Source organism: Enterobacter cloacae complex sp. HYC033_NIDB (genome assembly GCF_056673335.1).
In genome coordinates this window covers 3,837,837-3,851,053 of the sequence record NZ_CP115123.1, presented here as the reverse complement: position 1 = coordinate 3,851,053, position 13,217 = coordinate 3,837,837, and the positions used below count along the sequence as shown (strand labels likewise).

At 47.4% G+C, this 13,217-nt stretch carries 10 protein-coding genes; all 10 read left to right on the top strand.

Annotated features, from left to right (window positions below; all coding sequences use genetic code 11):
- The first annotated feature begins 5 nt into the window (after positions 1 to 5).
- Positions 6 to 1,286 (top strand): colanic acid biosynthesis pyruvyl transferase WcaK, encoded by a 1,281-nt coding sequence (wcaK, locus tag O1721_RS18545; protein WP_032103503.1) that lies wholly within the window; start codon positions 6 to 8, stop codon positions 1,284 to 1,286.
- Positions 1,283 to 2,503, top strand: coding sequence for a colanic acid biosynthesis glycosyltransferase WcaL (wcaL, locus tag O1721_RS18540; RefSeq protein ID WP_032103501.1), 1,221 nt, complete (start codon positions 1,283 to 1,285; stop codon positions 2,501 to 2,503). Before wcaK ends, wcaL begins: the two co-directional genes overlap by 4 nt.
- Positions 2,504 to 2,515: 12 nt before the next feature.
- Positions 2,516 to 3,907: a colanic acid biosynthesis protein WcaM gene (gene wcaM / locus O1721_RS18535; protein WP_015572381.1), complete on the top strand. Its 1,392-nt coding sequence runs from the start codon at positions 2,516 to 2,518 to the stop codon at positions 3,905 to 3,907.
- Between the two features lie 174 nt (positions 3,908 to 4,081).
- Positions 4,082 to 4,978, top strand: coding sequence for a GalU regulator GalF (gene galF / locus O1721_RS18530; protein ID WP_010431970.1), 897 nt, complete (start codon positions 4,082 to 4,084; stop codon positions 4,976 to 4,978).
- A gap of 318 nt (positions 4,979 to 5,296) precedes the next feature.
- Positions 5,297 to 6,694 (top strand): mannose-1-phosphate guanylyltransferase/mannose-6-phosphate isomerase, encoded by a 1,398-nt coding sequence (locus O1721_RS18525; RefSeq protein ID WP_032103498.1) that lies wholly within the window; start codon positions 5,297 to 5,299, stop codon positions 6,692 to 6,694.
- Positions 6,694 to 8,076: a phosphomannomutase CpsG gene (cpsG, locus tag O1721_RS18520; protein ID WP_032103495.1), complete on the top strand. Its 1,383-nt coding sequence runs from the start codon at positions 6,694 to 6,696 to the stop codon at positions 8,074 to 8,076. The genes O1721_RS18525 and cpsG overlap by 1 nt, the downstream gene beginning before the upstream one ends.
- A gap of 34 nt (positions 8,077 to 8,110) precedes the next feature.
- On the top strand, positions 8,111 to 9,430 hold the full coding sequence (locus tag O1721_RS18515) for an O-antigen ligase family protein (protein WP_023295011.1): 1,320 nt from the start codon (positions 8,111 to 8,113) through the stop codon (positions 9,428 to 9,430).
- Positions 9,427 to 10,563 (top strand): glycosyltransferase, encoded by a 1,137-nt coding sequence (locus O1721_RS18510; RefSeq protein WP_032103494.1) that lies wholly within the window; start codon positions 9,427 to 9,429, stop codon positions 10,561 to 10,563. Before O1721_RS18515 ends, O1721_RS18510 begins: the two co-directional genes overlap by 4 nt.
- Positions 10,556 to 11,722 carry a glycosyltransferase family 4 protein gene (locus O1721_RS18505; RefSeq protein WP_032103492.1) on the top strand — a complete coding sequence of 389 codons (1,167 nt, stop codon included), beginning with the start codon at positions 10,556 to 10,558 and terminating at the stop codon, positions 11,720 to 11,722. The genes O1721_RS18510 and O1721_RS18505 overlap by 8 nt, the downstream gene beginning before the upstream one ends.
- Positions 11,719 to 13,212: a murein biosynthesis integral membrane protein MurJ gene (gene murJ / locus O1721_RS18500; RefSeq protein WP_032103490.1), complete on the top strand. Its 1,494-nt coding sequence runs from the start codon at positions 11,719 to 11,721 to the stop codon at positions 13,210 to 13,212. Before O1721_RS18505 ends, murJ begins: the two co-directional genes overlap by 4 nt.
- Positions 13,213 to 13,217 lie beyond the last annotated feature (5 nt).

The window sequence follows — 13,217 nt, the reverse complement described above, 5'->3', positions numbered from 1 at the left end:
CCATTATGAAATTACTTATTCTTGGCAACCATACCTGCGGCAACCGTGGCGACAGCGCCATCCTGCGCGGTTTACTGGATGCAATTAACACCCTTAAGCCTGAGACTGAAGTGGATGTGATGAGCCGTTATCCGGTCAGCTCATCCTGGTTACTGAACCGCCCGGTGATGGGCGACCCGCTCTACAGCCAGATGAAACAGCACAACAACGCCGCGGGCGTGATGGGGCGCGTGAAGAAAGTGCTGCGTCGCCGCTACCAGCATCAGGTGCTGCTTTCTCGCGTGACCGACACCGGCAAGCTGCGCAACATTGCCATCGCGCAGGGCTTTACCGATTTTGTTCGTCTGCTGTCCGGCTATGACGCCATTATTCAGGTGGGCGGTTCGTTCTTCGTCGATCTGTACGGCGTGCCGCAGTTTGAGCATGCACTTTGTACGTTCATGGCGAAAAAGCCGCTGTTTATGATCGGCCACAGCGTCGGGCCATTCCAGGATCCGCAGTTTAACCAGCTGGCGAACTATGTCTTCGGCCACTGCGACGCGCTGATCCTGCGTGAATCGGTCAGCCTCGACATGATGAAGCGCAGTGAAATCGACACCAGCAAAGTGGAGCACGGTGTGGACACCGCCTGGCTGGTGGATCATCAGGATGACAGTTTCCAGGCCAGCTACGCGGTACAGCACTGGCTGGACGTGGCGGCAAAGCAGAAAACCGTCGCCATTACCCTACGTGAACTTGCGCCGTTCGATAAACGCCTCGGCACGACCCAGGCGGCGTACGAGAAAGCCTTTGCCGATGTGGTGAACCGCGTGCTGGACAGCGGTTACCAGGTGCTGGCGCTTTCCACCTGTACCGGTATCGACAGCTACAACAAAGATGACCGTATGGTGGCGCTCAACCTGCGCAACCTGGTGAACGACCCGTCCCGCTATCACGTGGTGATGGACGAGCTGAACGACCTTGAGATGGGCAAGCTGCTCTCCGCCTGCGACCTGACCGTGGGCACGCGTCTGCACTCGGCTATTATCTCGATGAACTTCGGCACGCCAGCCATCGCCATTAACTACGAACACAAGTCCGCGGGCATTATGCAGCAGCTCGGTATGCCGGAAATGGCCGTTGATATTCGTCATCTGCTGGACGGGTCGCTGGGTGCGATGGTGGGCGACACGCTCGGCCAGCTGCCTGCGATCAACGAACGTCTGGCGATAGCGGTAAAAGCCGAACGCGAAAAAGGTATTGGCATGGTGAAATCCGTACTCGACCGCGTCCGGGAGGGGAAATGAAGGTTGGTTTCTTCTTACTGAAATTTCCGCTGTCGTCTGAAACCTTTGTGCTGAACCAAATCACCGCGTTTATCGATATGGGGTATGACGTGGAGATTATCGCCCTGCAAAAGGGCGATACGCAAAACACCCATGCGGCGTATACCCGGTATGGGCTGGAGGCGAAAACCCGCTGGTTGCAGGATGAACCCACCGGACGAATGAACAAACTGCGCCATCGCGCCAGCCAGACGCTGCGCGGCCTTCATCGCGCCTCGACGTGGCGGGCGCTGAATATGTCGCGCTATGGGGCGGAGGCCCGCAACCTGATCCTTTCCGCCATTTGCGGGCAAACGGCCCAGCCGTACCGGGCCGATGTCTTTATCGCCCACTTTGGCCCGGCGGGCGTCACTGCGGCAAAACTGCGTGAGCTGGGGGTGATTGACGGCAAAATCGCAACCATTTTCCACGGTATCGACATCTCCAGCCGGGAAGTACTGAACCACTACACGCCGGAATATCAGCAGCTGTTTCGCCGCGGCGACATGATGCTGCCGATAAGCAACCTGTGGGCCGGACGCCTGAAAACCATGGGGTGCCCGAGCGAGAAAATCACCGTTTCACGCATGGGCGTGGATATGGAACGTTTCACTCAGCGACCGGTTAAGGTGCCGGGCAAGCCGCTGCAAATTATCTCTGTTGCCCGCCTGACCGAAAAGAAAGGGCTGCACGTAGCCATCGAAGCCTGTCGCCAGCTGAAGGCGCGCGGCGTGGACTTCCACTACCGCATCCTGGGTATCGGGCCGTGGGAGCGTCGCCTGCGCACGCTGATTGAACAGTATCAGCTGGAAGACGTGGTCGAGATGCCGGGCTTCAAGCCGAGCCACGAAGTGAAAGCCATGCTTGATGATGCGGATGTATTCCTGCTGCCTTCCGTAACCGGCGCCGACGGCGATATGGAAGGTATTCCCGTGGCGCTGATGGAGGCGATGGCGGTCGGCATTCCGGTAGTCTCGACCCTGCACAGCGGGATCCCTGAGCTGATCACCTCTGAATACTCCGGCTGGCTGGTCCCTGAAAACAATGCGCTGGCGCTGGCGGATCGTCTGGCTGCGTTCAGTGATATCGATCAGCAGACGCTGATCCCTGTGCTGCAAAATGCGCGGCAAAAAGTTGAAGCAGAATTCAATCAGCAGGTGATTAATCGCCAGTTAGCGAGCCTGCTGCAAACGCTGTAACGCTGAGGTTGTATGCTGAAAAAGATTACCCGACGCCGATTTGTCTCTTCTTTATCCGTCCTGGCTGCCATGCCGCTGCTGTCGCCCCGCGCTGTGCGGGCGGCAACCGGGAAGACGGTTTCTGTCGATCGCTACAACAATCACGACTGGAACGCCGCCTTTAAGCAGGCATTTACCGAGGGCGATACCGTTGTTGTTCCCGCCGGGTTAACCTGTGAAAACATCAATACCGGCATTTTCATTCCTGATGGCAAAACCCTGCTGATCCGCGGTGCGCTGAAGGGCAACGGCCGCGGGCGGTTTGTGCTCCAGGAAGGCTGTAAGGTCATTGGGGAAGGAGAGGGGCGCACGCATAACATTACGCTGGACGTGCGTGGCTCCGACTGTGTCATTAAAGGGCTGGCGATGAGCGGCTTCGGCCCCGTCACCCAGATCTACATCGGCGGTAAAAAGCCGAGAGTGATGCGTAACCTGCTTATCGATCGCATTGCCGTGAGCCAGGCCAACTACGCCATTCTGCGCCAGGGTTTTCATAATCAGGTGGACGGTGCGCGCATAACCAACAGTAAATTCAGCCATTTGCAGGGTGACGCGATTGAGTGGAACGTGGCGATTAACGACCGTAACATCCTGATCTCTGACCACGTGATCGATAACATCAACTGCACCAACGGCAAGATCAACTGGGGCATAGGTATTGGGCTGGCTGGCAGCACGTACGACAATGACTATCCTGAACAGCAGACCGTTAAAAACTTCGTGGTGGCAAATATCACCGGCAGCAACTGTCGGCAGTTGGTCCATGTTGAAAACGGTAAACACTTTGTGATCCGTAATATCAAGGCCAGCAATATTACTCCCGACTTCAGTAAAAAGGCCGGAATTGATAACGCGACGGTAGCTATTTATGGCTGTGATAATTTCGTTATTGATAATATCGATATGGTGAACAGCGCCGGAATGTTAATCGGGTATGGCGTGATCAAGGGCGATTATCTGTCGATACCGCAAAACTTCAAACTTAACGATATTCGCCTGGATAACCGCCAGCTGGCCTATAAGCTGCGCGGGATACAGATTTCCTCCGGCAATGCCACCTCGTTTGTTGCCATCACCAACGTCAACATGCAGCGAGCAACGCTTGAGCTGCACAACAAGCCACAGCACCTTTTCTTGCGTAATATCAACGTGATGCAGGAGTCAGCGACGGGACCAGCGCTTAAGATGAACTTCGACTTGCGCAAAGACGTGCGTGGGAAGTTTATGGCCAAAAACGAGACGCTGTTGTCGCTCGCGAACATAAAAGCGGTTAATGAAAAGGGGCAGAGTTCGGTGGATATTGATCGGGTCGATCAACACGTGGTGAATACGGAACGGTTGAATTTTGCGCTGCCGCACAGGTAATCCTAGAGCCTATTTTGCGACTATTCCTGGTACGGAATCGCGATCTATTCAGATTACAACTACTGTAATTTGTGGTGGGGTGACCTAGGATTACTTCATATTTACGGCAAAACATGCTGACGAAAACAGGTTTAAAAGCTATAATTCGTCAACCATTTTAAGGTGGAAGAAATAATGATTAATTTGAAAGCAGTCATACCGGTAGCGGGTTTGGGCATGCATATGTTGCCCGCCACAAAGGCCATTCCTAAAGAGATGCTGCCGATCGTTGACAAGCCGATGATTCAGTACATCGTCGACGAGATTGTTGCTGCGGGGATCAAAGAAATCGTTCTGGTGACGCACTCTTCGAAGAATGCCGTTGAGAACCACTTCGACACCTCTTATGAACTCGAAGCGCTGCTTGAGCAGCGCGTTAAGCGTCAGCTTCTGGCAGAAGTTCAGTCTATCTGTCCTCCTGGCGTGACCATCATGAACGTGCGTCAGGCGCAGCCGCTGGGTCTGGGCCACTCAATCCTCTGCGCGCGCCCGGTGGTGGGTGATAACCCGTTCATCGTTGTTCTGCCGGATATCATCATTGATACCGCATCTGCGGATCCGCTGCGTTACAACCTGGCGGCGATGGTGGCGCGTTTCAACGAGACGGGCCGCAGCCAGGTGCTGGCGAAACGCATGGATGGCGATCTCTCTGAGTACTCTGTCATTCAGACGAAAGAAGCGCTGGAGACGGAAGGGCAGGTGAGCCGCATTGTTGAGTTCATCGAAAAGCCGGATCAGCCTCAGACCCTGGACTCCGACCTGATGGCAGTCGGTCGTTATGTGCTGAATGCGGATATCTGGGCTGAGCTGGAAAAAACCGAGCCTGGTGCCTGGGACCGTATCCAGCTGACCGATGCGATTGCTGAACTGGCTAAGAAGCAGTCCGTTGATGCCATGCTGATGACCGGCGACAGCTACGACTGCGGTAAGAAAATGGGGTATATGCAGGCATTTGTGAACTACGGTCTGCGTAACCTGAAGGAAGGGGCGAAGTTCAGAAGCCGCATTGAGAAGTTGCTGGCTAACGACTGATTCGTCTCTGTCTTTTTGAAAAAGCGGCAGTTATCATTTGGTATGTGTAAACATAACCAAAATGGTAACTGCCGTTTTTCGTTATTAATTCTAGTGATAACATGGAGTTATCTGATTCAAAAGTGGACTGATTTGTAACGATTTGTGCTTGTTTCCGAGTCCATTTAGGACGACAATTAACGCCAGTTTTTTGTCTGTAATCAGACCTCAAAATCCTTTATTCAACATTCGCTCAGTGCACTGGTAGCTGTTAAGCCAGGGGCGGTAGCGTGCCTTTTTTACACACAATCTAGTATTGAGCAAAGCAGGAGAAGCAGGATGTTACTTCCAGTGGTGATCGCAGGAGGAACAGGGAGTCGACTATGGCCGATGTCTCGCGAGTTGCAGCCTAAGCAATTCCTTTCATTCCATCAGGGCGGATCGATGCTGCAAAATACGATTTCACGCCTCGACGGTCTGGATGTGACCGATCCGATTGTTATCTGCAATGAAGATCACCGTTTTCTGGTGGCCGAGCAGTTGAGACAAATGCATAAGCTCGCCGGGAATATCATTCTTGAACCTGTTGGGCGCAATACGGCACCGGCTATTACTCTGGCTGCCCTCCATGCACTGGAAACTGGTGAAGATCCTGTCATGCTCATTCTGGCTGCCGATCACTTGATTGCCGACACAGCCACATTCCATTCCGTCATTACCAACGCCATTCCTTTTGCAGAACAAGGCAAATTGGTTACCTTCGGTATCGTGCCTACGCAGCCAGAAACTGGCTACGGCTACATTCAGCGTGGTGAAGAACAACATGCCGATCAGTCTACCGCCTGGAAAATCAAGCGCTTTGTTGAAAAACCGGATCAGGCGACCGCTATCTCTTACCTCGAAAGTAAAGAGTATCTCTGGAACAGCGGTATGTTTATGTTCCGGGCCTCTTCCTATCTGAACGAAGTTGCGAAATTTTGTCCGTCGATCCTTGATGCATGCAAAAATGCCATGCAGCAGCCCGTCAGCGATCTCGATTTTATCAAACTCGATAAAGAGACATTCACCTGTTGTCCGTCTGATTCCATCGACTATGCGGTGATGGAACATACAGACCTGGGCATTGTGACGGCGATGGATGCAGGGTGGAACGACGTGGGCTCGTGGTCAGCGCTATGGGAAACCTCGTCGCATGATGCTAATGGCAACGCGCTGATTGGCGATGTTTTCACCCATCAGACCCGCGATTGTTATATCCGCAGCGAAGGGAAATTAACCGCAGCGTTAGGGTTGGACGACCTTATTATTGTTAATACCAAAGATGCGCTGCTGGTTTCCCATAAGGATAATGTCCAGGATGTGAAAGTTGTTGTTGAGCATCTAAAAGCCCATTCACGTGCTGAATGTCGCGAACATACCACGCGTTATATGCCCTGGGGCCATGTCGAAACGCTTGTTCGGGATACGCGTTACCGGGTTAACCGTGTAACCATTATTCCTGGTGGTGAGCTCTCGCTTCAGCTGCATCATCATCGTATTGAGCACTGGGTTGTGCTGACCGGAACGGCGCTAATTGGTGTCGAAGGGAACGAAATTTATCTCACTGAAAATGAATCAACGACAATCCCTGTGGGAAAAAAACATAAGCTCTCGAATCCAGGAAAAATAAATCTGGAAATTCTGGAAATTCAGTTTGGTAGTTATTTGGGTGAAGATGACGTACTAAGGATTTCATAATGGAAAATAACAATAAAAAATTAAGTTGTTTTAAGGCCTATGATATTCGGGGGAAATTAGGTGAAGAGCTTAATGAGGATATTGCCTGGCGTATTGGTCGCGCTTATGCGCAATGTCTGGAACCAAAACAGGTTGTTGTCGGCGGCGACGTTCGTCTGACAAGTGAGTCTCTGAAGCTGGCTCTCGCGGAAGGCTTGATGGCGGGCGGCTGTGATGTGCTTGATATTGGACTTTCTGGCACAGAAGAGATTTACTTCGCCACCTTCCATCTGGGCGTTGATGGCGGTATAGAAGTAACGGCCAGCCATAATCCGATTGACTATAACGGGATGAAGCTGGTTCGCAGCGGTGCCCGGCCGATCAGCGGTGACACGGGTTTGAAAGAGATCCAGCTCCTCGCGGAAATAAATGATTTCGCCCCATCTCAGCGTATGGGAAGCTATAAAAAGATTAACGTTCTTAATGAGTATGTTGATCATTTACTGGGCTATATCAATCTCGACAATTTCCGCATTAAACCGATTAAGTTAGTCATCAACTCCGGTAATGGTGCCGCGGGGCACGTTATTGATGAAATTGAAAAGCGTTTCAAAACGGCCGGCATTCCTGTCGATTTTATAAAAGTTCATAACGATCCGGATGGTACTTTCCCGCACGGTATTCCAAATCCACTTCTGCCAGAAGCACGCCAGGATACCGCCAATGCGGTTGTTACAGCTGAAGCGGATATGGGTATCGCGTTTGACGGAGATTTTGATCGCTGCTTCCTGTTTGACGAGAAAGCCAATTTTATCGAAGGTTACTATATCGTTGGACTCTTAGCAGAAGCCTTCCTGAATAAAGAGCGTGGCGCGAAAATCATCCACGACCCGCGACTGACCTGGAATACGGTTGATATTGTCGAGCGCGCGGGCGGGATCCCTGTGATGTCTAAAACCGGTCATGCTTTTATTAAAGAGCGTATGCGCAAAGAGAATGCGGTATACGGCGGTGAAATGAGCGCTCACCATTATTTCCGTGAGTTTGCTTATTGTGACAGCGGCATGATTCCATGGTTGCTGGTTGCTGAACTGGTAATAACATCCGGACGCTCTCTTGGCTCGCTGGTGGAATCACGTATCGCACGCTTCCCTGTATCTGGTGAAATTAATCGCAAAGTGGTCCATGCTTCTGCGTTAATTGATGAGATTGAAAACCGCTACTCCTCCCTGGCTGTGGATATTGACTACACGGATGGACTGAGCATGTCTTTCCCGGGCTGGCGCTTTAACATTCGCACCTCCAATACCGAACCGCTGCTGCGTCTAAATGTGGAAGCAGATGCCGATCTGGGTTTAATGGAAGCGAAACGAGATGAGCTGTTAGGGCTGATAAAAAGCTAATTTCTAAGTTGCCTAATCGCGTGGGAAAATATTAATGTTAGAAGTCTTATTAGCGGCAATCGTAGGTTTAATTTTCTTTTTTGTTTTCCTCGCTCTGCACCTACGCATCAGGTTGTTAATGGTGCTGGTATGTAGCATTCCGCAGCTCTATCTGGTGCAATTAGGTGGAGCCGATGTTCCAATGGCATTTCTGCTTCCGGCATTGCTCCTGCCTGAATTTATTATTAATGCAAACCGGTTCTTAGCAAAAGCAACGAATATTATGCTTCTTGGCCTGATACTCATCAGCACCCTGAGCCTTGCGTGGTCGGTTGAGAAATCGATGGGTATTCGTGATATTGCCTATTTGTGTGAATTTATCGTCATCTCAAACGCCGTCTACGTTTTAGCGGTGAAAGATCGAGTTGCATTGTATAAAACTATCAACGTTATGCTGTTTTTTGTTTGCTTGCAGGCGATTACGGTCATCATCTTTAGATTTAATGAGTCACTCGAATTGGCGGTAGTGTTGTCCCCTATAAGTAAATATACGATGGGAATGAATACGCTTCAGAGCTTATTAGATGGAGCCAGGAATAACTTCTACGATCCGGTTAAAGCGGGTGGGGTTTTGTTCGTTAATGCCAATGCTGCTGCCTGTTATGCAGGAATCTCATCCTTTATGGCTTGGGGCATTTACAAGGCGTTGAAATCAAAAATCACGCTTATGATGGCTATTCTGCTCTGGGCAACCGTATTTTTTACCGGCTCCAAAGCGGGCGTCCTTTTCGCGATACTTATCCCGGCATTTATTTTCTATCTGAAACTTCAGCGTTCGACACGCGTCATTTTGAGTTCAGTAGGCGCCTCGTTTGCCATAGTATTAATCGCTATAAGCGTTGTTTTCAGCATTACCGAACAAAGCGTTTTTTTAAAAGAATCCACGGATACGGCTGAAACACGTTACGAGATATGGAACTATGCATTTGACGCATTTTTAAATAATCCACTGATGGGGCAGGGCTACGGTGGTTGGGAAGCCGATTACAGTAAGCACACTGATTATTTCCTTCCGCCACACAACACGCTTATTTATCTTTGGTCTAAGTCAGGAATTATTGCTTCAATGCTGGGGCTAGGTTTTATCCTTTGCAGCATTGGGGTTGCTTTGAGAGCAATACGAAGTACAAATAATGAACAAAAAAACATCGGCTTTTCCTTCCTGATGGTGCTTTCCTGGCTTTTTGCTCACGGATTTGGCGAAAACTTTGGCTTAATAGGTGAGCAACACCAGATGATCGTGTTAGCCGTAATGCTTGGGCTTTGCCTGGCAGCAAATTTACCGATTAATCGGCATAATAGGGTACAGGAATGAAGACGGTCGGTATTTTCAGAAACCAGCTTTTTAAGGGTTCGGAAGTTTTTATTCAGCAGCAGGCTGAAGCATTACAGTGTTTTGATAAATGCTATATCGGCAGACGCCTCATCGGGACGAAACCAGAAGGCTCAGTCGCATGTGTATTGAATGAACATGGAAATGTTTACGGTAAACTCGCAGAAATGGTGAATGCGATCACCACGTCGCAGCTGCCTTATCAGTCTGTTTTAAAATCACAGCCCTTAGACCTCATTCATGCACACTTTGCGATCGATGGACTTTATGCTTTAAAGCTGGCGCAGAAGAAAGGTATTCCTTTGGTGACGACACTTCATGGATTTGATGTGACGGTCAGTAATAAGGATTTACTGGCGTCCCGGTCACCAGCCTGGATTAATTATCTTCTCCATCAAAACAAAGTTAAAAGTCAGGGCGATAAGTTTATTTGTGTTTCAGATTTCATTGCCCGTCAGGCACTGCAACATGGTTTCCCGGAAAGCAAAATCATTCAGCACTATATTGGTATCGATGTGAATAAATATCAGCCGCGTGCAAAAGAGGACGATCAAGGCATTATCCTTCATGTTGCAAGGCTGGTAGAGAAAAAAGGGACGGCCGTTTTAATCAATGCAGTCAAGCAGGTAAAGGTATCAAATCCTGATGTTAAGCTTGTGATTATAGGAGAAGGTCCGTTATTGGATGGGCTAAAGGCTCAGGTCACATCCCTTGGTCTGGATCAAACCGTTACTTTTACAGGCGCGTTGCCCCACGTCGATGTTATGGAATGGATGCGTAAAGCCAGCATGTTGGTTTTACCAAGCATTACAGCGAAAACCGGTGATGCTGAAGGGTTGGGTATGGTTCTTCTTGAAGCGGCAGTGACCGGTGTTCCTGTCATCGGTACTCAGCATGGTGGGATACCAGAGGCGATTATCGATGAGCAAACTGGGTTTTTAGTTAAAGAGCGAGATGATAAGCAATTAGCGGAAAGAATCTCGTTTCTAATGAAGGATGAACATAAGCGGTTTGAAATGGGTAAAAATGCCCGTATTTTCATTAGCGAAAAATTTAACTTGTCCAAACAAACCATAAAATTAGAAAAAATATATCAGGAACTGATTCATGGCTGAGGAAGTAATCATATTTGCTCGCTCTCTTCCATTCCATCACCTTGGCGGAATGGAAGTTGTAGCATGGGATTTAGCGGTTCAGCTACAGGTTAAAGGCTTTAAGGTTACTGTAGTTACCACGGATTTTGATGAAGATATTCCTGTTTTAGAAAATACCCCACAAATAATAAAGTTAAAAAATATCCCTAAGGCGGCATATTCGCCCGGTTGGTGGGCTGAGACTGAAAAAATCATTGAAACGTGGAGAACTAAAGATAATGTTAGTGCGGTAATTAGCATTAGCGCAGGGGCATTTAGTACACTTAAACACAAAAAATTATTCCCAAATGCAAAGTTTATTATGCAGGCCCATGGCACATCAATTGGTGAATTAGTTTCTAAGATAAAAACACGGAAAATTAAAAAGATTTTATCAAGTGTTAAAAATATACTTGGTTTTTATTCAGATGCTAAACATTACTCTTACTTCGACTGGGTTGTTGCTGTTGGGGACGCTGTAAAAAAAGATTTAACGTCCTTTCCAACAACGCTTATTTGCAGTAACGATAAAGTAGTTAAAATCGAAAATGGAATTGACGAATATTTGTTCTCTGATGATATATCTCAGCGAAACACTGTGCGCGAGCAGTTAGGCATAAGCTTTGAAGCAAAAATATTCTTGTCAGCATCACGCCTACATGAGCAAAAGGGGGTTGATAAAAATATCGATCTTTTCGCTGAAATAAAAAAAGTTAACGTAGATGCGAAACTTTTGATTTGTGGTGATGGACCTTATGAAAAACAGTTGCGAAAGAAAGTTGACGAACTCAAGTTAAATCATGATGTAATTTTCTTGGGGGCAAAAACGCGAACTGATTTGGCAAAAATAATGCAAGGTGCCGATATTTTTCTATTCCTTACCAAAAGAGTTGAAGGATTGCCATTGAATGTACTGGAGGCGATGAGCTCCGGATTACCTCTTATAATATCGGAACATCTTACATTTAATTCGAGCGATAAGATATTCAAGTGCAATCCTAATCATATTCCTTTTAAAGATGTGCAGGCTTATATTAATACTCTTAGTAGCAAGGAAAGAAGATCTTTTATCCCCAAAAAAAATACATTAAGTCACTCTGTGAGCGAATATACCTCATTATTCCTAAGAAATTCTAAATGAAAAAAGCTATTAGCCAGCTGCTAGGCGGCAACATGCTTTCGAAAGTCCTTGGATTGGTCAGGGAAGTTTTGATGGCAAAGTTTTTTGGTACAGGAGATGTCAACGGGGCTTATCGTATTGCGCAGACGGGAACCCTTGTACCAATCAATTTTATGACCAGTGACAGCCTTAATTCAGCATTCATCCCATTATATAAAAAATATCTCACCGAGAATGAATTTCGTGCATCGACTTTCAAGCTCTGTATGTTTATTTTTTTCGCTCTGATATCTGTATTTATATTCATTGTTCTGTATTTTTTATCAGACTATTGGGTCGGTATCATGGCTCCCGGAATTGGCGGGAATGCGCGTGAGATGTCGACTGAGTTACTTAAGATAATGGCTATCTGTTGTCCTTTCTATCTTTTTTCAGCGTTAATAAATTATTTGTCGATGGCACATGGAGATTATAAACCCATATCTATGCGGGCCTCCATTCAAAATGTCGGCATGCTGTTGGGTGTGGTTGCTGCATATTATTATAATAATTATCTATTACTTGCATGGGGTTTTACAGGTAGCTATATAATTTTTAGTATCTGGGCGCTTATCCGTGCAAGAAAGGGCACTATTCTAGCCCTCCCTGGTCGTTTTGATGCGACCGAAGTCAAATTGGTAATGAAGAGTTTTTGGATAACGCTTCGGCCCTTGCTTATACTACCTCTAATATTGCAAGGTAATATTACTCTGGAAAGAGCACTAGCATCATTAATCAGTATTGATGTAGTGTCCGGACTCGATTATGCCCGGTTTATTACTGACACTGTTGTTTTTATTTTGTCTGTGCCGATAGCATTTGCTGGATTATCTGAATGGTCATCGCAGAAGCCAGAAGTTGTTCGAGATAAGATAAGGTTTATTTATAATTGGCTGGCACTGCTTGTTATAAACATGTCTTTTTTCATTTTTTTCTATGCAAAAGACATCGTTATTCTACTGTTTATGCGTGGTGCATTTGATCAGCACTCCGTAACGGTAACAACTGATATTATTCAAGGAATGTGCATAGGCCTTTGGGCTCAGGTGATAGGTTATATATTCATTAAGGCATTGAGCGCACATCTCAATAATAAGAAAGTATTAGTTGTGATGATGGTTGCATTGCTGAGCAATGCGGTTGTCAACCTGGCGACGTATAAAATGTGGGGTGCATTTGGGTTAGGGCTAGGGAATTCGATATACAGTTTAATGATGTTTATCCTTAGCGCGTGTTACTTAAGGATTGCAAAAGATCTTTTTCCTGTGATAATTAAAATTTCTTTGGGATTAATTCTTTATACATCTATTATCTTGACTCTTGGGCATTACATTATTCAACCTGATAATGTTATTTTCCGACTTTTAATTAATGGCGCAATATTTGTGATGTTTAGTCTGTTATGGGCAATGTTATTCCCATTGTACCGAAATGGTATTAAAGGGATTTTCCTAAAAAAAGGACTGAGATAGCATAT